This is a genomic window from Oscillatoria sp. FACHB-1407 (genome assembly GCF_014697545.1).
GTDB lineage: Bacteria > Cyanobacteriota > Cyanobacteriia > Elainellales > Elainellaceae > FACHB-1407.
In genome coordinates, this window is record NZ_JACJSA010000023.1 from 23,947 (window position 1) to 47,191 (window position 23,245).

14 protein-coding genes are annotated in these 23,245 nt (G+C 50.0%); 7 read left to right on the forward strand and 7 right to left on the reverse strand.

The genetic code is table 11. From position 1 onward, the window contains the following. Positions 1-40 precede the first annotated feature (40 nt). Positions 41-883, reverse strand: coding sequence for a DUF928 domain-containing protein (locus tag H6G89_RS27750; protein ID WP_190512764.1), 843 nt, complete (start codon positions 881-883; stop codon positions 41-43). Positions 884-1,148: 265 nt separating this feature from the next. Further along, positions 1,149-3,362: an alpha-glucan family phosphorylase gene (glgP, locus tag H6G89_RS27755; RefSeq protein ID WP_190512767.1), complete on the reverse strand. Its 2,214-nt coding sequence runs from the start codon at positions 3,360-3,362 to the stop codon at positions 1,149-1,151. 405 nt (positions 3,363-3,767) lie between these two features. Between glgP and H6G89_RS27760 the strand changes: the two genes are divergently transcribed. Continuing rightward, positions 3,768-4,697, forward strand: a complete 930-nt coding sequence (locus H6G89_RS27760) for a hypothetical protein (protein WP_190512769.1) — start codon at positions 3,768-3,770, stop codon at positions 4,695-4,697. A 442-nt stretch (positions 4,698-5,139) separates the two neighbouring features. Further along, positions 5,140-6,600 carry a choice-of-anchor I domain-containing protein gene (locus H6G89_RS27765; RefSeq protein ID WP_190512771.1) on the forward strand — a complete coding sequence of 487 codons (1,461 nt, stop codon included), beginning with the start codon at positions 5,140-5,142 and terminating at the stop codon, positions 6,598-6,600. A 55-nt stretch (positions 6,601-6,655) separates the two neighbouring features. On the opposite strand, the gene H6G89_RS27770 is transcribed toward H6G89_RS27765, so the two are convergent. From H6G89_RS27770 to rodA, 3 genes are all read right to left on the reverse strand, one after another. Then, positions 6,656-7,315 (reverse strand): HAS-barrel domain-containing protein, encoded by a 660-nt coding sequence (locus H6G89_RS27770; protein WP_190512773.1) that lies wholly within the window; start codon positions 7,313-7,315, stop codon positions 6,656-6,658. After that, entirely contained in the window at positions 7,315-7,509 is a 195-nt protein-coding gene (locus H6G89_RS27775) for an NAD(P)H dehydrogenase subunit NdhS (RefSeq protein WP_242060156.1), read from the reverse strand. Before H6G89_RS27775 ends, H6G89_RS27770 begins: the two co-directional genes overlap by 1 nt. A gap of 552 nt (positions 7,510-8,061) precedes the next feature. Continuing rightward, positions 8,062-9,318 carry a rod shape-determining protein RodA gene (gene rodA / locus H6G89_RS27780; RefSeq protein WP_190512785.1) on the reverse strand — a complete coding sequence of 419 codons (1,257 nt, stop codon included), beginning with the start codon at positions 9,316-9,318 and terminating at the stop codon, positions 8,062-8,064. Positions 9,319-9,393: 75 nt separating this feature from the next. On the opposite strand from rodA, the gene H6G89_RS27785 reads away from it, so the two are divergent. Further along, a complete protein-coding gene (locus tag H6G89_RS27785; protein ID WP_190512787.1) occupies positions 9,394-9,552 on the forward strand; it encodes a hypothetical protein in 159 nt (52 codons plus the stop codon). 17 nt (positions 9,553-9,569) lie between these two features. On the opposite strand, the gene H6G89_RS27790 is transcribed toward H6G89_RS27785, so the two are convergent. After that, a complete protein-coding gene (locus tag H6G89_RS27790) occupies positions 9,570-10,640 on the reverse strand; it encodes an Mrp/NBP35 family ATP-binding protein (RefSeq protein WP_339384555.1) in 1,071 nt (356 codons plus the stop codon). Between the two features lie 190 nt (positions 10,641-10,830). Beyond that, entirely contained in the window at positions 10,831-11,394 is a 564-nt protein-coding gene (locus H6G89_RS27795; RefSeq protein ID WP_242060150.1) for an SRPBCC family protein, read from the reverse strand. Positions 11,395-11,740: 346 nt separating this feature from the next. Between H6G89_RS27795 and hemF the strand changes: the two genes are divergently transcribed. The 4 genes from hemF to H6G89_RS27815 all read left to right on the forward strand — a co-directional run bounded on the left by hemF (position 11,741) and on the right by H6G89_RS27815 (position 23,238). Further along, entirely contained in the window at positions 11,741-12,763 is a 1,023-nt protein-coding gene (hemF, locus tag H6G89_RS27800) for an oxygen-dependent coproporphyrinogen oxidase (RefSeq protein ID WP_190512941.1), read from the forward strand. Between the two features lie 1,185 nt (positions 12,764-13,948). Beyond that, entirely contained in the window at positions 13,949-19,075 is a 5,127-nt protein-coding gene (locus H6G89_RS27805) for a PAS domain S-box protein (protein WP_242060151.1), read from the forward strand. Between the two features lie 60 nt (positions 19,076-19,135). Next, the gene (locus H6G89_RS27810) at positions 19,136-22,246 is read left to right on the forward strand and encodes a response regulator (protein ID WP_190512790.1); all 3,111 of its coding nucleotides are present in this window, start codon (positions 19,136-19,138) and stop codon (positions 22,244-22,246) included. Further along, a complete protein-coding gene (locus H6G89_RS27815; RefSeq protein ID WP_190512791.1) occupies positions 22,243-23,238 on the forward strand; it encodes a GGDEF domain-containing response regulator in 996 nt (331 codons plus the stop codon). Before H6G89_RS27810 ends, H6G89_RS27815 begins: the two co-directional genes overlap by 4 nt. The last annotated feature ends 7 nt before the right edge of the window (positions 23,239-23,245 follow it).

The window sequence follows — 23,245 nt, forward strand, 5'->3', positions numbered from 1 at the left end:
TTTTCTCTCTTCTTTTTTCCTCTTCCTTCATGCTTCTGTCTTAATTAGGGGGTGTTTGCGCAGGATAGGCAGTGATATTGAGAATGGGGTCTTGGGCGATCGCTTCCAGATTAACTGAATCCAACAAACTGACCCAGTCGGCTGAGATCGTGGTGTCGTTTTGATTCTCTAACCGCAACTGAGCTAGAGTCGCCAACGTATCCTGCCAGATACCAGAACGAGCATAGAGTAAAGGACGATTGCGAATGCTAGTAAGCGCAATCTGACGACTCAATGCAGCGTTTAACGACTCTCGCTGCACCCACCCTTCAACCAGGACATCGCCTGAGCGATCAACCGCATCGCACTGCAAGCGCAAAGACCAGTGATAGGTTTTGCCAACTTCTAGTTCGGGGGCTTCAGTGGGTAAGGTGATACCGATGACTCCAGCTTGTGGCGATGGAGAAAACTGAGTATAGTAAAGCGTTTGGCGGTCAGCCTCAGACTCTGCACCGTCCGTTAAGGTAAACTCGGCTCCCAAAGCGCGATTCTGAGGGATGTGGACAAAAAAGGTGGGACGAGCAGAAACCGTAGATTCGACCTCGATCAGTCCTTGTTCCTCAACACGAGGATTCACTCTGGGCACCAGGGCCGTCATGGTCACGGGTCTACCATCTACACTACAGGAGCCACGTGAGATGCCGGGGGTTCTGGCGCGAGAGGGTCTAACACTGCGGACTCGAAACCCTAGCCGTCCGGCAGCCTGGATTTCTCCCTGCTTGGTAGATGCAGAAGTGGCAGATTGATTGGCGTTGGCGATCGCTGGTAGAGCGTCATACCCCAACAGCCCTAACGTCATAACCGTAGACAGCGCAGCCGAAACGAAAGGAACTCTAATTCTCATAATGCAAGTTAGGGATTAGCGAATCTAGCCTGATTAATACATCCCTGTGAAGAAGGCCAATTACTGAAAAAGTTGGCTCTTCACACCCCGGTTAATACTACAACTTTCTGATGAGAACCGGATGCTACAGCAAAAAGCATTCATCGAAAAAACACAGAGCGACTAACAAACTCACTCTGTGTCTCTGTTGTATCATGTTTAACCCGGAATCCGTAAGAACGTATTGCGTATCAGGCAACACATCCTCACCCCAAATCGGTTTGGGTTAGAGCTTCACAGGAGTGCTCGCCAAAATCGGTTGATAGGCGGAGCTACCCGGAGCATACATCTGGGCTACATAGTCTGCCACCATGCGATCGGTGTTAAACAACGGCGCGTTAGTACGAATTGAGGCCTTCATTTTCTCAACCCAACCATGGGGAATGCCCTGTTCATCGCGATCGTAGTAAAGCGGCACAATTTCCTCTTCGAGCAAGCGATACAGCGACTCCGAATCAATCCGATCTTGAACCTCTTGATCGCTGGTATTGGCATCCTCTCCGATCGCCCAACCGTTGATACCCTTACCGTTAGCATCGGCTTGATAGCCTTCGCACCACCAACCATCCAGCACGCTGCAATTGAGCCCGCCATTAAAGCAGACCTTTTGACCACTCGTGCCAGACGCTTCCAGTGGGCGACGAGGATTGTTGAGCCAGACATCAACCCCTTGAATCAGCTTTTGCGCCGTGAAGATGTCATAGTCTTCGATAAAGGCGACGCGATCGCGAATCACGGGATGCTTGCACCACTCCATCAACCGTTGAATGATGCGCTTGCCCTCTTCGTCAGCAGGGTGCGCCTTGCCCGAAAAGATAATTTGCACAGGGCGATCGCTACTGCCAAAGAATTGCAACGCTCTGTCAAGATTTCTCAAGATCAGGTCACCTCGCTTATAGGGGCTAAAGCGACGGGCAAAGCCGATAGTGAGGATATTGGGGTCAAGCAATTGGTCAACCAGTTGCACCTGATGACCCTCTTCACCGCGATCCATTCGGGATTGTTTGATCTTGAGCCGGGTGTGGGCAATCAACCGTTCCTTCAAAATTTGGTGACGATGCCACAATTCTGCATTGGGAACAGCGTTAACTCTTGCCCAAACCTGGGGATCAGCCACCCGAGTTGCCCAATCTTCACCCAAATACTGGGCATACAAATCAGCTAACAGCGGAGCCGTCCAGGTGCGAGCGTGAACTCCATTGGTGATGTGCCCAATGGGGACCTTGTCTTCACTGCGATCGGGATACAGCACATTCCACATTTTGCGCGATACGTGTCCGTGCAGTTCGCTGACCCCGTTAGCCGCACGAGTCAGACGCAGAGCTAATACCGTCATGCCAAAAGGTTCCCAGGGATCGCCCAGACGACGTGCTCCTAACGCCAGAAACTGATCGCGAGACAGCCCCAAATCACCCCAATAGTGGGCAAAGAAGGAGTCCATCAAGTCGGACGAAAATACATCGTGTCCAGCAGGAACCGGAGTATGGGTTGTGAAGATGGAGCGATCGCGCACCGATGCTTCAATGTCATAGAAGGACTTGCCCGTACGTTGGATTTCAGCGCGAGCCACTTCAAGCAGACAGAAAGCCGCGTGTCCTTCGTTCAAGTGATAAACCGAAGGTTCGATCCCCAATGCCTGCAATGCCCGCACTCCACCAATGCCCAACAGCACTTCCTGCGCAATTCGAGTTTCTTGATTGCCGCCGTAGAGATGTCCAGTCAGCCAGCGATCGATAGGGTCATTGTCGTGGCGATCGCTGTCCAGCAAATACAGGTCAACCCGACCCACACGCACTCGCCAGATCTGCGCGTTCACCAGGCGTTGACGAATTTGAACTTGAATGGTGATCGGCTCTCCAGCTTGATCCCGCATGAGTTCCAGAGGCATCCGCTCAAACTGGTTATCGACGTAATAGTCTTCCTGCCATCCGTGACGGTTGAGCCGTTGCCGAAAATAACCCTGACGATACAACAAGCCAATCCCAATTAATGGAACACCCAGATCAGACGCAGACTTGAGGTGATCCCCAGCGAGAATGCCCAAACCACCGGAATAGATGGGCAGCGATTCATGCAAGCCAAACTCAGCACAAAAGTAAGCCACTGGATTGGTCTTTGAGATCTGGGGAGCGATTCGACTTGCCCAGGTGTCTCCCGATTGCAAATAGTGATCAAACGCTTGAGCAAGGGAACTGACCTGCTTAATATAGGCTGGATCTTCTGCCATTTGTGTCAGCCGATCAAAGGAAACCGCGTTGAGCAGGGCAACGGGATTGTGCCCACAGCGATGCCACTCATCGGGGTTGATCGTTTGAAACAGAGAAATACGGTCGTTTGTCCAACTCCACCAATAGTTGTATGCCAGATCTGCCAATCGCTTTAAAGGGATCGGCAACCGAGCACGCAGTGTTTCAACTGGTGAATACAGTTCGTTCGTCATATTGTTAAATGCTCTCAATCTTGACTTAGGCGTTGCAAGATGCCAGTTCTGACTCGTTTACAGGCTGTCCTTTGCAGCCTTCAGGCTCTCTTACCAGGCTTTTTCAAAACCATAAACCGCCTGGATCTACAGTAAACGGTTTAACCAATAAACCCGGTTTATTTAACCTAGATTCATAAATTGCAATCACTATTGAGCTTTAGTGGCAATTAAAAACATAGTCAACACTTTGTGGAACTGCTTAACACTAGAGAGTTTGCAACATTGGTGAACCCTGTTGCGTCACACAATCTAACTCTTAAATTAACGATTTTTCTACCTCTAGATATTTCTTAAGACAGAAGAACCTTTGGACGATGACTCGCTATCTTGCTTTTGAATGATGCAGTCTCACCAAAAATTTCCATGAAAACACGCTCTAGCTTTTGTGCAATTGCCCCTTTCGTTCAATCTCTACAAAACTCCACTCAAATCATGTTTGATATCAAATCCGATTGGAAGAAAAACGCTTTATTATTCAGTGCTGTATTAACTCTGGGGCTATGGGTGTCACCTGCCAAGGCAGATCAAGTCACAGCAGAAACCAATTCTGCAACCACTCCTGCCCCTGAGCTATCTCAGAGCGAAACAATCGAAACAACTGAGACGTCTGAGATGGTGTTGACTGCTCCAAGCACCCCCGAAGTAGCTACACCCGAAGTAGCCACAACAGAAGATACAGCGATCCCCGCTGCTGAGCCTGCCCCCATGGAAACGATCGACAGCGTTTCGAGCACTGATCTGACTACCGAAAGTGCACCTGAAGGCACACTTGAGAGCACAACTATTCCAGGCGGTGAAACCCCCTCTGGTGACCTGGCTCAGAGCCCCACCGATCCCGACACCTCTGATGTTGATCCCGGTCGTACCACGCGCTCTGGCTCCAGCTACATTGCTGTAGGCGGCAATATTGGGATTGGTGATGAAGATACTGGAGTCGGTGAGAGCAGCTTTGCAATCCTCAGCAAAGTTGGTTTAACCAGCAATATTTCGGCTAGACCCGCTGTTTTATTTTCGGATGACGTCACGATTTTAGTGCCCCTAACCCTGGATTTCGCGTTTGGGGATACGGAACCCTCCGAAGAGGTTTCTGATGATCTGAATCTCAGCTTAAATCCCTACATTGGTGCTGGAGTTGCTATTTCAACCGGAGGCGATGGCTCGGTTGATTTCCTGGCGACAGGTGGCTTGGATATTCCAATTACTTCTCGTTTTACGGGAACCGCCGCTTTAAATGCGGTCTTCTTCGATGATATTGCTCTGGGGATCACCCTCGGTATCGGTTACAACTTCTAAACTTTCGCTCACTCCTCGAATTGAGGGGATTGCGAATGAATTCGCGACCAGAGACTAAGCCCGCATCAGCGGACTCTGGAAGATGGGGGTTTTGATGAACTGACATAGGTCGGTTGTGCTGCTATAGCGCAGTTTTAACTACCAAATCCTGATCCCGAATTCACGTTACGTATAGCCGTAGCCACATTTGACGGGGCGGAGGCGAGTCAGGAAGCTTTCCCAACATCAGGGCTTGAGCCACTGCCTTTGGCTTAAGTTTTCTGACCAAAGCTATAACTCCCTCTCCTTAAATCCCTGGAGTTTTTAGAACTCTGGGAATCTTTTTATGGTGCAAGCGATCGCCTTTCCTTTTTCTTAGTGTCTTCTTAATCAGATGTTTGACTGAGATGAGATCTTTGCCCGGTAGGGTTAATTCTGTAGGGTTTTTGTGTGAGTGAGAAAAATGAACGTCACAGCTTTACAACGGGTTAATCTGAGCCAATATTTGAAGAAATGGGGTTCTCAAGTACTGGGAGCGATCGCTTTAACGAGTCTATCGGGTGTTTTTGGAATCAGTGCTGCTCTAGCGCAAACGCCCACTATTCGCGGTGAGGTCGTGTTTACGTTAGGTGATTTGGGCGGTGCTGAGATGCTAGATGTAAGCGATGACGGTCGCTATGTTGTCGCGGTGGGTGGCGAAACTTTGACCCTGGTCGCAGTCGAAGCACGGGCGTTGCGAGTCGTGGGCACCTGGACAATCACCCCTGACTATTTGCCGACTGGAGCAACAGCAGCTGAGTTTACAGGCGTATCTATCAGCCCGGATGGCAGCTTTGCGCTGGTTGGGGTTAAGGATAATACGGATGCCAATTTGGAGGCATTTAACGAAGTTCCCGGTAAGGTGATTGCCGTCTCGTTACCCAATCTCACCGTTTTAGGGCAAGTGACTGTCGGACGAGGACCTGACTCTGTGGCGATCGCTCCCAATGGACAATTTGCGGCGGTTGCCAATGAGGATGAAGAAAACGAAGAAGACCTGACTAACATGAGCAACCGGGCAGGCAGCATTTCCATCATCGATCTGCGGAATGGCCCCGCTCAGATGACACAGGTCATTGTGCCGATTCCCCGAATCAACGTTCCGTACTTTGCGCATGATCCCCAACCGGAAACCGTGCGAATTGCGCCCGATAACTCGTTTATTTTGGCGACGTTGCAAGAAAATAATGCGATCGCCCGAATTGACGTTCCTGCCACTCTGCCTTCCACGTTGCGAGCTAACACTTTCAGAGTGCGTAACTTTAATGCCGGAGTTCGCACAGGCATGGGCTTAACTCAGGGTGACGCGGGTGAGGAGAATTGCCTTTCTAGTGCCTACAACACCGCTCAACGACAGCAATTCATCTCGGCGCGTGAACCGGATGGAGTTGCCATTACCCCCGATGGACGCTACTTTGTGACCGCAAACGAAGACAACCTCACCAATGAGAACGACCAGAGCCACAATGGAACTGCCCTCAGCCCTCACGGTGCTCGCAGCATCAGCGTGTTTGATGCCCAATCTGGACGGTTGCTGAGCGATAGCGGCAACACCATTGAAAATGCAGTGATTGCAGCGCGATTGCCTCAACGCTGCGACAGCAAAGGACCAGAGCCAGAGGTCGTGAGTGTAGGGGTGGTGAATGGTCGCACCCTTGCCTTTGTTGCCCTGGAGCGAGCAGATGCGGTCACGATTCACGACATCACAGATCCCCGTAGCATTCGCTTGCTAGATACGGTGATTTTGAATCCGGAAGTCGTGGGAACTGATGCCGAAGCGGGATTGGAGCCAGAGGGAGTAGAGTTCATTCGTCAGACCAATCAGATTGTGACGTCTAACCCTGAAGGTAGCTCGTTGTCGTTGATTAACCTGACAACTCCTTAAAAACCGCTAGATCTCCGACTTCTTGAAGAAGTCGGAGATCTGACTGCACGGGATTTTATTGCAAATAGATTTGGCTCAGGATCACCCGCAAGCGATCGTAATCATCTTTCAGCAACAGACTCAGCGATCGCCCTGCTTGGACTAACCAGGCGCGATCGCCTTTGCGGAGCTGATAAATTTCTCGAATCGTGGCAGCAACCAAACTATCAACGGGGGCACCCGCGACATCTAGCAGGGTTCGCAAGAAGTCAAAGCTGTTGCTGAAGTGAATAATTTCTTCGGGTTCGCAATAGTAAACGGCTTGATGCACTTGCGGAGGACGAGGTGGCAAATGTTGATAGACCGTAGGAACCCCGTCAGTCGCACTAAAACGAGGTTGGAAGCCAGCGATCGCGGCTCGAAACTCAGTCTTTAACATGGCGAAAATCTGCGGTTGCTGTTCCCGCAGATCTTGTAGAGATAAGCCCAGTGCTCTGGCACGGTGAACTGAATCGATGGGCGTCGTGGTGGCATGATAGACCACCGCATAGATCTGGTTCCCCGACTCCTCATCCTGTGACTTGACCCAACTGCCAAACGGAGGCATCACCGCAAAATTTAAGTCTTCGGGTTCTAAACATTGCGCCAAAAACTCAGTCGTTGACGTTTCAACCACTTCGGCAATGTGACCGGGGTGACGAGGTTGGGCAGCAAATTGGGCAAGCGGAAGGCGCATTATTTCTTCTGACGACCGGCTGTTGCGTCTACAAGTTCAATTTCTGACAACCGAAAGGTGATGAGTTTGTCCCAGTTTCCCCCTTCAAACAGCACTGCTGCCTTACCATCGGCAACTCGCTGCACTAACCCTTGAAAGCCATAGAAGGTGTCATCAACGTTGGTGACGCGAACGGCTGAACCTGGCAGAATCAACATACCTTGGAATGCAATAAACGTGGGTTATCACTCTACAGCTTAATGTATTTTGGCGATCGCGAATGTCCAACCAGTAGAAGTTGCTATACAAAGTTCATCGGCAGACGATAGAGAAGGGAATAGGGAGAGGCGCGATTAATCGCGTCTGTCAGGGGAATCGGGAATGGGGAGTGGGGAATAGGGAATCGGGAGAGGTGCGATTAATCACGTCTGTCAGGGGAATCGGGAATGGGGAGTGGGGAGTAGGGAATGGGGAATAGGGAGTGGCGCGATTAATCGCGTCTGTCAGGGGAATCAGGAATGGGGAATGGGGAGTGGGGAGTAGGGAATAGGGAATAGGGAGAGGCGCGATTAATCGCGTCTGTCAGGGGAATCGGGAATGGGGAATCGGGAATGGGGAGTAGGGAATAGGGAATAGGGAGAGGCGCGATTAATCGCGTCTGTCAGGGGAATCGGGAATGGGGAGTAGGGAATGGGGAGTGGGGAATAGGGAGAGGTGCGATTAATCGCGTCTGTAAGGGGATCGGGAATCGAGAGAAGTTCTCTTCCTTAAAATTTCAGGCGATGGCGGAAGTTATACACCGATTCCACCAATCCCAGAGCAATGAATTTTGTGAGCAACGCCGATCGCCCATAGCTAAGCCAGGGCAAGGGAATTCCGGTTACGGGAGCCAGTCCAATGGTCATACCGACGTTGACCAAGACCTGAAAGACGATCATCGACAAAACCCCGATCGCCAGGAGTGAGCCAAAGTTGTCTTTCGAGTTTTGAGCGATGATCACCAACCGCAAACAAATTAGCCAGAACAGGAGTAAAACACCCACCGCACCGACAAATCCCAACTCTTCACCGATCGCTGTAAAGATGAAGTCGGTGTGCTGCTCTGGAATGAAGTTGAGTTGAGTTTGGGTGCCTTGATATAGGCCTCGTCCGAGCAAACCGCCATTTCCGATCGCAATGCTGGACTGGATCAAGTGGTAGCCCCCACCCAACGGGTCTTGATTGGGGTCAAGGAACAGCGTTAAGCGATCCTTCTGGTAGTCCTTGAGCAAGCCCCAGAGCACATGCCCCAATCCCCCTGAGATCAGGTTGACCGTGAGTGCGCCAAACGTGCCATACCACCGCCAGGGGAGCGATCGCCACCCAATTACGACAATCAACCCCGCCCAGGCAAACCAACCCGGCAGATAAACGTTAAACACGATGGCAGATACCAACGGCGATATCAGCAAAATCAACCAACCCGGATTAGCGTTCGCCCAATACAGCATTCCTAATGTGATCGCGCCAAACACCAGCGAGGTTCCTAAATCTGGCTGCATGAGAATCAGAATCCACGGCACTGCCACGATCGCCAGGGTTTTAATCACCGCAGGAATCGTAGCTGCCGTTCGTTCTTCTAAAACGCCCGCCAGCACAACGATCATGCCAACTTTGGCAAACTCTGACGGTTGCAAGTGAAAGCCCGCAACGCTAATCCAGCTTTGGGCACCGTTAGCGGTTGTCCCAATAAAAATAACGATCAGCAATGTGATGTTGGTGATGGCGTAGATAATCCACTTCCACTGAATCAGAGTTTCATACCGCCAGCGTGCCAACAGCAATGCTGCAACCAGCCCAATGCCACCTGTAGCCAGATGTTGCCACCAGTAGTTGACCAAGCCCTGATTAAGCTCTGTGCTGCGGATTGCAATTCCTCCTAACACCGTCAGGGCAACGGGCAGAATAAATAATACCCAGTCAACTTCTTTCCAGGGTTCAACAAGAGACTTCCAGCTAAACCGACTTAAGGATCTTTGCAGCATGAGAAATGGTCACCAGTCAATGGTCAATGGTCGATGGTCAGTGGTCAATGGTCGATGGTCAGTAGTCGATGGTCGATGGTCAGTGGTCAATGGTCAATGGTCAGTGGTCAATGGTTAGTAGCGCGATGGACAGAGCAGTACAGTTCTCCGGTCTCTCATGGGCATCCTCAAAGGGGTCTAGTGGACAACACAGAAACCGGGGATCTGGAAAAATCGCCGAATACTACACCCTGAGCATTCGATGAGTGATATTAGCTCAAAGCTGCAACAGAAACACGAGCCGCGATTTGTTGAGCGATCGCCATCAGTGCTTTAGCTGAAGCTGACTCTGGGTTATCGATGACGATAGGGATGCCGCGATCGCCTCCCTGCCGCACTGGAATCTCCAACGGCACACAGCCCAATAACGGCAGACCCAACTCGGTCGAGGTCTTTTCACCCCCACCAGAGCCAAAAATGTCGTACTGCTTATCGGGCATATCCGGTGGCACAAAATAGCTCATGTTCTCCACAATTCCCAGAATCGGCACTTGCATCTGTTGAAACATACGCAAGCCGCGACGCGCGTCCAGGAGAGAAACGGTTTGAGGTGTGGTGACGATTACCGCACCTGCCATCGGCACTGCCTGAGCCAGCGTCAGTTGAGCATCGCCTGTGCCAGGAGGCATATCTACGATCAGGTAATCCAAATCGCCCCAGGTGACTTGATAGAGGAACTGGCGAATAATGCCATTCAGCATGGGACCGCGCCAGATCACAGGTTGGTCGGGGTCAATCAAAAATCCCATTGACACCAGCTTGACCCCATAGTTAAAGGCAGGTTCTAAGACTTCTCCGTGTGCCCCTTGTTGCACAGAAACTTTGGCATTGTCTAAGCCCAACATTGTGGGGGTGTTGGGACCATAAATATCAGCATCAATTAGCCCTACCTTGGCTCCCATTTGCGCTAGCGCAACTGCCACGTTTACAGAAACGGTGCTCTTTCCGACACCGCCTTTGCCACTGGAGATCGCCAGAATATTCTTCACACCCGCAATCCCTGTGCGGTCAGGCAGCGATCGCTGTTGGGGAGTTTCGGCGGTTACTTCCACTTCGACCGACTCAACCCCAGCGAGGGTCTTAATCGCTCGTTCACAATCTTCAACAATAAACTGTCGCAATGGACAGGCAGGAGTAGTCAATACGAGGGTAAAGCTGACATTGCCATCCTGAATCTTGACGTTGCGAATCATGTTCAACTCCACAAGGCTCTTGCGGAGTTCGGGGTCCTGCACCGGGCGCAACACCTCTAATACAGCACTGGCATCCAGCGTTTTTGTCACCATAACTTAGCCCTAGACAAGTAACAGGGTCATTCGTTATTCATTCTAAAGTAACAACTTGCAACACCGAGTAAAGAAGAGTAAGGATAAAGGCTGAAGGATGAAGGATAAAGGCTGAAGGATGAGACACCAGGATTAAAATGGACTCTTTCACTTTTATCCTTTAGCCTTTATCGTTTATCCTTCCCCATCACCCCCCCCACTGATGCCCGATCGCCACGACTAGCAAAACTCCCAACAAATCCTGGTTGGGTTTTGGCAATTTACGATCGATTGTCAGTAAGGTTTGCACTTCTTGTTCGGCGGCATGGGCTAACTCAGCGGCAACCCGTGCAGCGTAGGGGCGGATGAGTGACCAGATCAGGGGTGATAACCAACCCCGCAACGTCACTGAATAGGACACGCGAGTGCCACACAATGTAGACTCAACTCGATATGTGACCCGTTCTTCGATACCAGGAAGGGCTAAAATCCTGACACTGAGTAATTCTTTAGGCAACACTTTCTCAACAAAAATCCGAATTGTGATCGGAAATAGGCGTGACACCGCTTGATAAATCAACCCCGGTTTTGGTATCAACCCTTTAGGAACATTGGTACTCACCAAAAGGGGATGCCAGGACACATCTGCCAGGTTCATCACTTTTCGCCAAAGCACATCAACCGAGGCAGAGCTGACCGCCTGAAAGGTTTCAGCCAGGGGAGGGAGCTGAATTAAATTGCGGTGGGACAATCTAAACCAAAAGCCCAACATTAACTTTTTTCTCCATCACCGTTTCTACTCAATCCATCGCCAAAGCACACTCCATTGCTCTAGCTACCTCCCGCTAATGATCCGTGTGCTCAAGTCCTTCATTGTAATCCAACCCACTGAGTAAAGAGAGTCTACCTTTTGATAGTGTTGCGAAATAAAAATATAGTTTGAAGTTCCAATTCCACAAGATTGCAACGGATTGTTAATGCCCGATCGCTCAGTTGTTTCAACTTTTTTACATTTGCTGAGTGAATGACTTCTAGGGTTCAATTCACGTTACTCTAGGATTCGTATTTAATCGCAATCATCTTTGTCTCTTCATTTGGCGATCGCTGAAGATAAAACTATGGTGAATATTTCAACTGTTTCTACCTCTAACTATTTGCCCCCCTCTGATTCGCGGCAACGGGTCAGCGAATTCATGAAATCTATCCAGGACAAAATTTGCCAGGGATTGGAGCAAGTAGATGGGGGCGGTGTCTTTCGGGAAGACAGTTGGGAGCGTCCTGAAGGGGGCGGTGGTCGTTCACGAGTGATGCGTGACGGCAATGTGTTTGAGCAAGGTGGCGTCAACTTCTCAGAAGTGTGGGGCAAAGATTTGCCTCCCTCGATTTTGGTGCAACGCCCCGAAGCCGCAGGGCACGGGTTCTACGCTACAGGCACTTCGATGGTGCTGCATCCCCGCAACCCCTACATCCCCACGGTTCACCTGAACTATCGCTATTTTGAAGCGGGTCCTGTGTGGTGGTTTGGTGGCGGTATCGACTTGACCCCTTACTACCCCTTTGCGGAAGACGTAGTCCATTTTCACCAAACGTTGAAACAGGCGTGCGATCGCCACCATTCTGAGTACTACCCCACCTTCAAACTGTGGTGTGATGAGTACTTTTATCTCAAGCATCGGCAAGAACCCCGTGGCGTCGGTGGCATTTTCTTTGATTACCAGGATCATCGCAGCAAGCTTTATCACGGTCCTTCGACTACTGGAGAAGCGGCTCAACACAGCGATCGCGTTGGGGAAGTGCCACCCCGCAACTGGGAACAGATCTTTGCCTTTGTGCAAGAGTGCGGCAATGCCTTCCTGCCTGCCTACACTCCCATTGTTGAACGCCGCAAAAACCTGGAATATGGCGATCGCCAGCGTGACTTCCAACTCTACCGTCGCGGTCGCTATGTTGAGTTCAACCTGGTGTACGACCGGGGCACGATCTTCGGCTTACAGACCAACGGGCGTACAGAATCGATCTTGATGTCCCTGCCTCCAATGGTGCGGTGGGAATATTGCTATCAGCCTGAACCCAACACTCCCGAAGCAGAACTCTATGAAGTCTTTCTCAAGCCTCAGGATTGGGTGAATTGGAACGCATAGATTTGAGTGCCTGACAAATCTTTTATGCTCGGCGATTGAAATCGCAGCGATAGGAGCAAGACTCGTCGATGCGGGTTATAGGGCGACCATGAAGAGAGACTCCTATAGCCGTAGTTACATCGGATGTGGCTACGGCTATACCAATTTAATTTTTGAGAGCTTCACATCCTGACCCCTCCCCTTGGCAAGGCTACCGTATACACACAAGTCCTCTCTGCCCCCTAAATCCCCCAATTCTGGGGGACTTTGAACCCTCGTCAAACCGCTTGACCCGACCAGGAGCACCCGGACTTGGAACCGATGCGAAGCGCGTCCCTGGGTTAACTCAAACACCTTCTGCTAGGGGGTTTGGGGGAGGCAGTGGCGTCCCCCAATGGGGGTTTGGGGGAAACTCCCCCAATGCCTGGTTCTCCAATTATTTGGAAAAGAGCAGAGATCTGTATACACTGTAGCCTTGGCAAGAGGAGGTGCCGCAGGACGTTCGGCGAAGTTCAGTCGAGCCGCGGTGGGTGTGATTTGCAGCAGCCATTTCCAGAACTGGTATAAGTCCTATTCTTCTAATCCTCATCCCCAGATTCTTCAAGAGTCTGGGGATTTTTAATAAGGCGATAAACTCTTTTGCAACGTTTTTGCAATGGTGCGAGTCACACCAGTTCTCATGGGACGAATGGGGTAAGGGGAAATCAAAGTTTCAGACTTCAAGTGTGTCAGTTCTATCTCACATGAACCGTGTGAAATGCAGGTTATAAATCATAACTTTGGTCAGAAAGCCTCAGGCAAAGGCAATGGCTCAAACCCGGATGCCGGAAAAGCTTCCTGACTCGCCTCCCCCATCGAATGTGGCTACGGCTATAACTTCAAAAAAGTTCATTTTGATTACCATTAGCATTAATAAAAGCTCAAAAATTTAATCTTTAAAGCATTTTTTGAGTTTTATCGTTGCAAAACAAAAATATTCTTAAAACAACCATTCTTCTGTGGTAAAAGCCTGAAGTTTCCATGGGTACTCTAATAGGAAAACCAACTATATAGACACCCTAATTTTTCTGCCATTTTCCCTAGTCATATAGCAACCGACACCCCATCGAATGTGGCTACGACCATATCAACTGTAATGCTCGTCAACATTGCTGTGGAGATCTAAACATCAGGCTTTGGCAAACGCTCTAAGAGATGAAAGTAGGAATGAGACTACAGCATGACCACCCATCTAATTTCCCCTGGATGCAGTATTTCAAGACGTTTCGTCTGCGGTCTTGGATACCAATCTTATTAGGAATGCTGACTACGATCGCCGTTTTTGTTGTGTGGCAGCAGTTATTAATTCAGGAAGAACTCCAGATTAAACGGTTAGTCCAACAACAGGTTGACATTGTCGAGGTAGAACTGACTCACGAGCTATCTGCACACGTGTCTGTTTTGCAACGTATGGCAAAACACTGGCGGGCAAGCGAGGAGACAGCGCAACCGATTTGGGAAATAGCCGCACTGAGCAACATTGAAAATTATCCTGGTCTTCGGGCGATCGCCTGGATTGATTCATCCCATCAGGTGCGATGGGCAGTGCCACCGTCAGAGCACAGAAGCCTTCAACATCTCGTTCTCAGCCAACGCTCTCATGACCACGCCACCTTAACTAGAGCGCAAAGACTGCGCCAACCGAGTTTAACGCCTGCTATCTCCCTTCCCCATGGGGAAAAAGACTTGTTAGCCTACACGCCGATCTTTCTTGGAGAGGAGGGTGTTTCAGGAAGCGATCGCCTGGATGGGTTCATTCTGGGAGTCTTTCGTGTTGACGCATTGCTTGACCAGATCCTGCTCACGTCGCCCAACTATCACATTCAAATTTATGACAGCACAGGCTTGATCTACGGGCAGGCTGAAATACTGCCCTCTACAGCATCAAAAACCGTTGTTATTTCAGCCCATGGCATCAATTGGCAAGTTCGGGTCACACCAACCTCAGCATTAATCGACGGAGAGCGATCGCTTCTTGCAACCGTTGTCTTGTGGGGAGGATTATCCTTCGCCTGGATTCTAGTGCTGCTGATCTACCTGGGACATCAAGCGCAATGTCAAGCGCAACGAAGCCACATAATCAACCAACAGCTACAAGCTGAAATTATCAATCGGCAACAGGTTGCAGCCTGCTTACAGGCAAGTGAAGAACGTTGGCAACTGGCACTGCGCGGCAACAACGATGGGATCTGGGACTGGAACGTACAAACCAATGAGGTCTTCTTTTCAAGCCGATGGAAGGAGATGTTGGGGTTTGCTGACGATGAGATAGCCAACCATCTTGATGAGTGGGCAAAACGGGTTCACCCAGATGATTTGGGCTGGGTGATGGAGGCAATTCAAGACCACTTTGCCCAAAAAACTCCCTTCTACATCACAGAACACCGAGTTTTGTGTAAAGACGGTTCCTATAAGTGGATTCTCGATCGCGGTCAGGCACTCTGGGATGAAGCAGGCAACGTGATTCGCATGACAGGCTCCCACACGGACGTGACAGAGCACAAACAAGCCGAAGTGGCGTTACGCGAAAGCGAGGCAAAATATCGTGACCTGGTAGATCATCTAAACGCAGGGTTTGTCGTCCATGCCCCTGATACCCATATCTTGCAGTGCAATTCAACTGCCTGTGAGTTGTTGGGTCTATCGATGGAGCAGATGTTAGGAAAAGTGGCGATCGACCCCAGTTGGCGGTTTTTGCGTGAAGACGGAAGCGTAATGCCCGTCAAGGAATACCCTGTCAATCGCGTTTTAGCAACGCAGGCTCCATTCAAAAACTATGTATTGGGCATCAGCCGAGGGACTCAGTCCTGCGTCTGGGTTTTAGTCAACGCCTTTCCAGAATTTGATGCCGATCATCGCCTGAAACAAATTATCGTGACATTCATCGACATCAGCAAATTAAAACAGGCTGAGACAGACCTGCGAGAAATGGCGGAGGTTATGGAAAATGCATTGTCCGGTATTTCTAAATTGGGTAGTCAAGGACGTTATCTCTATGTCAATAAGGCTTATGCCGATGTCATGGGCTACCAACCAGAAGACTTGATTGGGCTGCCGTGGTATCAAACCGCCCATGCTGAGGATCATCCCCGATTAATGACTGCCTACCAGCAAATGCTGAAAGACGGCAAAGTCGAAGTTGAAGCAAGAGGAATTCGCAAAGACGGCTCTGTTTTTTACGAACAGCTGGTGATGGTGGCTGCGCGAGATGAGCAACAAAACTTTATCGGGCACTACTGCTTCATGAAGGATATCAGCGATCGCAAGCGAGCCGAGGAAGCCCTTGAGAAAGAACTCTTGCAAAGCAAAACACTGTTTAACACCTCCATTGACGGCATTGTTGTTATTAACCCTGCCGGGGATGTTGTACAGGCTAGCTCTAGCTTCGCGCACATGCTTGGCTACACTATTGAGGAAATCCTGGCGCTGAATGTGTCTGATTGGGATGCTCAGTGGACGAAGGAAGAATTGCAGCAAATCCGAGAAGAGGATATTGTGCCCCCGGTGTTTGAAACCCGTCATCGTCGTCAAGACGGGTCACTCTACGATGTGGAGATTAGCTATAACCGGGTGGAACTAGACGGTGAAATGATGCACTTTTGCATCTGTCGAGACATTAGCGATCGCAAACGCAACGAAGCCGATCGCCGACAAGCCGAACAAGCTCTCCAAGAGAGCGAGGCACGCTTCCAAGCCTTTATGAACCACAGTCCCGCTGCTGCCTGGATCACCGATGCCAACGGCATAATCATCTACATCAGCCAGACCTACTTCAGAACCTTTCAACCCTCCTTAGACGATCTCATCGGCAAGTCTATCTTTGACGTGTATGCACCAGAGATTGCTAAAGAGTTTTTGGCAAACATTCAGACTGTTGCGCAAACACAGCAAGTGCTAGAGGCAGTTGAGCTTGCGCCCCGTCCCGACGGCAGCATGGGCAATTTCTTAGTCTACAAATTTCCCATTCCGGATGATTCTGGGCAAATGCTCATCGGGGGTGTGGCGATCGACCTCACAGAACAATATTGCGCCAAAGAAGCGTTACGGCAGAGTGAATCGACCAAACAAGCCATTATTCAAGCCATTCCCGACCTCCTGATCCGAATGCGCGCAGACGGTGGGTATGTCGAGTTTATCTCCAACAACACATTCAGTCTTATCAAGCCCGATCACCAGAAGCAAGGCATCAGCATCCAGGAGGTCTTGCCTCAAAATCTGGTGGAACAACGGCTTCACTATACACAGCAAGCATTAACCACAAACACAACCCAAGTCTACGAGCAAGAAATCTGGATTGAAGGCAACCAGTGTTATGAGGAAGTGCGCATTGTGCCCCTCATTCAAAATGAGGTGCTCGTGATGGTGCGCAATATCAGCGATCGCAAACAAGCCGAAATCGCCTTACAACTTAGCCAAGAACGGCTACAACTGGCACTAGACGCATCGGGAGACGGGCTATGGGATTGGAATATTGAAACCGGGGAAGTTTATCACAGTGCCTGCTATCAAGAGTTATTAGGCTATCAAGCCAATGAGTTATCCCTTGATCTGAAGGGCTGGGAGGAAACGATTTACCCCGACGACAAAAAGCGAGTCTTGAGTTGTTTGGATGCGCATTTACAGAATACGTCGGTCAAATATACCCTCGACTATCGCGTTCGCTGCAAATCAGGTGAATGGAAATGGATCACAGATTACGGCAAGGTGGTCGCCTACAACTCACAGGGCAAGCCATCCCGGATGATTGGGGCGTATAAAGACATCAGCGATCGCAAACACAAAGAAGTTGCCCTGCGGCAAGCTATGGAGGCAGCTGAAGCCGCAAACCTGGCAAAAAGCGCCTTCCTGGCAAGCATGAGCCATGAACTCCGCACCCCCCTCAACGTGATTTTGGGTTTTACCCAGGTGATGGCGCACGACGCCTCACTCACCCCCAATCAACGCGAAGATTTGCAGACGATTCGTCGCAGTGGTGACCACCTCCTGAGTCTGATCAACGATGTGTTAGACCTATCCAAAATTGAAGCGGGACACTTTACCCTGGACGAATCTAGCTTTGATCTCATCTCGCTGCTACATACCCTCCGCACCATGATGACCGAGCGAGCAAAGTCTAAGCGGCTTCAGCTAAAGTTTTACATTGCTTCAGAGGTGCCGCAATTCATGATTGCGGATGAACAAAAACTGCGTCAGATTCTCCTCAATCTGCTCAGTAACGCCATTAAGTTTACGGAGCGGGGAAGTGTCATCTTACGAGTCACGGTGAAGGCATGGAAGAGCGCAGATACAGAGAAGGTCACGTCCGAAGTGCTAACCCCCAATCCCCAACCTCTCCGCTCCGTCACGCTGCAATTTGAAGTTATTGACACCGGAGTTGGCATTGCAGAAACCGAGCAACGCACCATCTTTGATGCCTTCATACAGGCAGACGCAGGTAGAAAATCGATGAGTGGCACGGGTCTGGGACTAACCATCAGCCGCAAGTTGTTGGAATTGATGAATGGGGAGATCTCTGTTCAGAGTGTTCCAAACGTTGGCAGCAAATTTACGTTTACCGTCCCCATGTCTCCTGTCAGCGGTGTTGACGTTTTTTTGGGGCAGTGCGATCGCCTCGTGGTTGGTCTGACGGCGGGTCAACCCCACCATCGCATTCTGGTTGTGGATGACCAACCAGAAAATCGGTTGGTATTGGTTCGGTTGCTGACGCAACTGGGGTTAGACGTCCAGGAAGCCAGCAATGGACAAGACGCGATCCGGGTCTGGCAAGAGTGGCAACCTGATCTGATCTGGATGGACATCCATATGCCCAGTCTGGATGGATACGAAGCGACTAAACAGATTCGAGCGATGGAACAGGACAAAATCAGCATCATCATCGCCCTGACCGCTCAGGCTTCTCAGAGCGATCGCACCCTTGCCCTGACCGCAGGCTGCAACGACTACATCAGCAAACCCTTTCGAGAAGAAACCCTATTTCTCAAACTCAAAGAATATTTGGGCTTGGAGTACATCTATGCAGAACCCCATACACTCTCTCACTCCTCATCACCCGTTGCATTAGAGAGTCCAGACGAATCAAATCTGATCGATCCAACCCTGTTCGATCAATTACCAACAGATTGGCTGGGTACTCTAGAAAAAGCAGTAGTGTGTGGAGATGATCGGGCGATCGCCAACCTGGTCACCCAACTTCCCCCTGAGTTTGCCCCATTGGCTACGCAATTAGTCGAACTCGCCGATAAATTCCAGTTTGAAGATATTCTCCACCTGATTCAAAAAGAAGACTCGCTTTAATATTCCTGTTGAGATTCAACGTTTCATCGTGTTTTTATCCCATCAAGTCAATTTTTTAAGATGAACGCGTCAATTGCGGCTAACCACTCTAGATTGCTCCCCTCCGATCTGAGCAGTCCAGACACCTGTTGTGAGGAGTCGGTCTATGCTCCCGGTTATATCCAACCCTACGGAGTGTTATTGACCCTGGAGGAACCCCATCTCACCATTTCGCAGGTCAGTGAGAATGTGGAGCAACATTTGGGCGTTTCTGCAACCACACTGGTTGGGCAATCTTTGCAGAAACTTTTTTCTCAGGCTCAAGTCAAGCGGGTAGCTGAGTTTTTACAGCATGACAACCTGTCGTTGTGTAACCCATTTGAGCTTAAAGCACGAGTTAAAGCTTCCTCTCTCCACAAAGAATGCCCTCAGTCGAGCAATCAAGCAACAGCAGGCAAAAAGCGATCCGGTGCCGCCACACGCACCTTTCGAGGCACGCTCCATCGCACTCAAGGTGCTCTCATTCTGGAATTAGAACCTCACCTCTCCAATCAAAAAGCCAATTCCATGCAGTCTTATCATCGGCTGCAAACTGCCATTCTCAATCTTCGCAGTGCTCATCAGTTGAGTGAATTAGCTCAAATTCTGGCTAACCAGGTAAGGGCAATGACGGGATTCGATCGCGTCATGATCTATCGCTTTGAAACCGATAATCACGGAGTTGTAATCGCCGAGGAAAAAGCAGCCCATTTAGAGAGTTATTTAGGATTGCACTATCCTGCAACAGATATTCCCGTTCCGGCTCGTCAATTGTTTCTTCGCAATTGGGTGCGTCAAATTCCCGATGTCAATTACACGCCTGCTTATTTTGTCTCCTCTGACGATTCCTCTGCTCAAAAACCACTCGATTTGAGGGATTGCGTCTTACGGGGCGTTTCTCCGTATCACATTGAATACCTCCAGAACATGGGAGTCGCGGCATCCCTGACCATCTCACTCGTGAATGACCAAAACCTGTGGGGACTGATCGCCTGCCACCACCACAGCCCCAAACTGGTGGACTACGAAACGCGCAAAACGTGTGAATTTTTGGGGCAATTTGCCTCAATTGAGTTAGTTCATCAACAGGAACGCGAGTTAGGTCTGTATCAAACCCAGGTCAAGACGATTCAAAGCAAACTTCAGCAAGCCTTTTTACGAGAACCCAACTTTATCCAACAAGTATTAACGCGCAACGCCAATGACTTGCTGAATTTGGTTCATGCTGAGGGAGTAGCGATCGCTCTAGATCAGCAACTCTCCCTCATCGGGCAAACCCCACCCCTCAAGGAGGTTCAAGATCTCCTGTGCTGGTTGCTACAACTCAATCAGCCCGAAATCTATCTCACCAATTGCTTCGCCCGACCCTATGCACCCGCACGAGCCTTTACACAAGTCGCCAGTGGCGTTTTGGCAATTTCGGTGGTGTTGCATCAAAAGTCGTATCACCTGATTTGGTTTAGACCAGAGCAGATTCAAACCGTTGATTGGGCAGGCAATCCCCACGATGCCATTACCGTTGATGAGATGGGCAACCTCCACCTCTGCCCCCGCAAATCATTTGCTCTGTGGAAAGAAACCGTGCAGGACACGTCACTGCCCTGGCAATCGGTAGAAATTGAAGCGGCACGGATGATGCGGAACACGTTGATGTTAGCTGTGTTGGAATTTTCGCAAGCGGCACTGGAACAAGCTGCCGAACGAGCCGCGATCGCCAACCGAGCCAAGAGTCAATTTCTCGCAAAGATGAGCCACGAACTGCGAACTCCGTTGAATGCCATCCTGGGCTTTAGCCAGATGATGAACCGCAGCCCCAACACCCCTCTGGAATTTCAGGAGCATCTGAGCATTATCAACCGCAGTGGAGAACACCTGCTGGCGTTAATCAACGATGTGTTGGAGATGTCGAGAATTGAGGCTGGGCAACTTGTCCTGGTTGAGCGACCGTTTAACCTGCACCAACTGTTGCGATCGCTGCAAGATATGTTTGCCCTCAAAGCCGCTCAAAAAGGCTTAACCCTGACCTTTGAAATCGATGTCCAGACCCCACATCATGTGTGCAGTGACGAGGCAAAACTGCGCCAGATTTTGATCAACCTGATTAGCAATGCCATCAAGTTCACGACCCAGGGCAGTGTCACAGTGCGGGTCAACACAGATGCCAGTGATGCCATGAGACCAGTCTGTACCTGTTACCCCGTACCAACTGACCCCTGTCATGCGTTCAAGCTGTCCTTAGCGATCGAAGACACCGGATGTGGCATTGATTGCCACAATTGGGACTCTATCTTTGAAGCATTTATGCAGACCGAGCAAGGTCGCCATGCTGAGGGAACTGGCTTGGGATTGTCTATCAGTCGCCAGTTTGCTCGCCTGATGGGGGGTGACATCACCGTTGAGAGTAGCCCCGGGCAAGGCTCAACCTTTACCTGTCAGATCATTCTGCATCAACCCAGCGCAATGGAGTTTTTCGAACCAGAAGCCACTCATTTGATCGTTGGTCTGGAACCAGGACAACCTGCCTACCGCATTCTGGTGGCAGAAGACGTTTTAGAAAACCGACAATTATTGAAGGTCTTGCTGGAACCACTTGGCTTTGAAGTTAAAACGGTTGTCAATGGCTTAGAGGCGATCGCCCAGTGGAAAACCTGGCATCCCCATCTGATTGTGATGGACATTCAGATGCCAGACATGGACGGGTACGAAGCAACCCGACAGATTCGTGCCCAGGAGTCACCGGAACAGAAACCAACCCCCATCATTGCGCTGACGGCTTACGCCTTTGCCGACGATCGCACTGCCAGCCTGAAAGCAGGATGCAATGAGCATATCGCCAAACCCTTTACCGAAACAGTTCTACTAGAGGCGATCGCCCATTACACCGGAGCCCGTTATCGCTATGGAGAAGAAGCACAACCTCTTCTGCTCCGAACGCAAAAAACATTGTCTCCCCAAGATTTACAACAGATGCCAAGCGACTGGCTTGCCCAGGTTCATGAAGCCGCCCTTGACTTGAGAGATGAGCGGTTGCGTCAGTTAATGGCTGATATTCCTGACCCTGAACAACGGTTGAGAGAGTTGATGATGGCTCTGATCGACAACTTTCAACTGGAAGCGATCGCCACTCTGACTCAGCCCTGGGGGAAATCATGACCAATCTACTGAAGACGACCGCTACAACCAACATTCTGATTGTGGATGACACGCCAGACAACTTGCGATTGCTAGCTAAAATGCTGGAGTCTCAGGGGTACACCGTTCGCAAATCGCTCAACGGCAGAATGGCACTGCAAGCGGTGCATCGTGATCCGCCCGATCTGATTTTGTTGGATATCACCATGCCGGGCATGAATGGATATGAAATTTGCCAGCAATTAAAAAGCTCTGAAGCCACTGCCAGTATTCCTATCATTTTTATCAGTGCGCTCGATCGCATTGATGACAAAGTTCGAGCGTTTGAAATGGGAGCACAGGACTACATCATCAAACCCTTTCAAGAACTGGAGGTATTGATTCGAGTTAAAAATCAACTCCTGATCCAACAGCAACGCCAACAACTCATTGAGCAAAATCAACGGCTAGCCCAAGAAATTCAAGAGCGGCTCAAAGCTGAAGCTGAGGTCAAGCGGTTGTCTCTGACCGATGAGTTAACAGGGCTATATAACCGTCGCGGGTTCTTTTTATTAGCAGAACAACAACTCAAAATCGCCCAACGCACTCAAACCTCTTGCTGCATTTTATTTGCCGACCTGGATGGTCTGAAGCAAATTAATGATTCTCTAGGACACGATGTGGGCGATCGCGCGATCGTTGATGCAGCCCAACTGTTAAAACATACCTTTCGAGATGCCGATATCGTTGCCCGTTTGGGTGGAGATGAATTTGTCGTTTTGATTCCGGTTTACTCAGACAATTCAAAGAACTTTCACGCCCGGATACAGACCAGTCTTGATTGCTTTAATCAACAGAGTGCTTTGCAGAGTGCCTCTAAAAGCGATCGCCCCTATCAGTTGTCGATCAGTGTCGGTGTTCAATTTTGTGCTCCAAATCATGAGAGTTCCCTAGATGCGTTATTGGTACAAGCCGATAAGTTGATGTATGACCAGAAACGGCTCAAACATCAAATGAGCCACCCCTCAGTTTAAGCACTCT

What these genes read in the sequence shown, in the direction of transcription:
- H6G89_RS27750 (WP_190512764.1), bottom strand. Translation starts at nt 883, where the DNA reads ATGAGAATTAGAGTTCCTTTCGTTTCGGCTGCGCTGTCTACGGTTATG.
- glgP (WP_190512767.1), bottom strand. Translation starts at nt 3,362, where the DNA reads ATGACGAACGAACTGTATTCACCAGTTGAAACACTGCGTGCTCGGTTG.
- H6G89_RS27760 (WP_190512769.1), top strand. Translation starts at nt 3,768, where the DNA reads ATGAAAACACGCTCTAGCTTTTGTGCAATTGCCCCTTTCGTTCAATCT.
- H6G89_RS27765 (WP_190512771.1), top strand. Translation starts at nt 5,140, where the DNA reads ATGAACGTCACAGCTTTACAACGGGTTAATCTGAGCCAATATTTGAAG.
- H6G89_RS27770 (WP_190512773.1), bottom strand. Translation starts at nt 7,315, where the DNA reads ATGCGCCTTCCGCTTGCCCAATTTGCTGCCCAACCTCGTCACCCCGGT.
- rodA (WP_190512785.1), bottom strand. Translation starts at nt 9,318, where the DNA reads ATGCTGCAAAGATCCTTAAGTCGGTTTAGCTGGAAGTCTCTTGTTGAA.
- H6G89_RS27785 (WP_190512787.1), top strand. Translation starts at nt 9,394, where the DNA reads ATGGTCAGTGGTCAATGGTCAATGGTCAGTGGTCAATGGTTAGTAGCG.
- H6G89_RS27795 (WP_242060150.1), bottom strand. Translation starts at nt 11,394, where the DNA reads ATGTTGGGCTTTTGGTTTAGATTGTCCCACCGCAATTTAATTCAGCTC.
- hemF (WP_190512941.1), top strand. Translation starts at nt 11,741, where the DNA reads ATGGTGAATATTTCAACTGTTTCTACCTCTAACTATTTGCCCCCCTCT.
- H6G89_RS27805 (WP_242060151.1), top strand. Translation starts at nt 13,949, where the DNA reads ATGAGACTACAGCATGACCACCCATCTAATTTCCCCTGGATGCAGTAT.
- H6G89_RS27810 (WP_190512790.1), top strand. Translation starts at nt 19,136, where the DNA reads ATGAACGCGTCAATTGCGGCTAACCACTCTAGATTGCTCCCCTCCGAT.
- H6G89_RS27815 (WP_190512791.1), top strand. Translation starts at nt 22,243, where the DNA reads ATGACCAATCTACTGAAGACGACCGCTACAACCAACATTCTGATTGTG.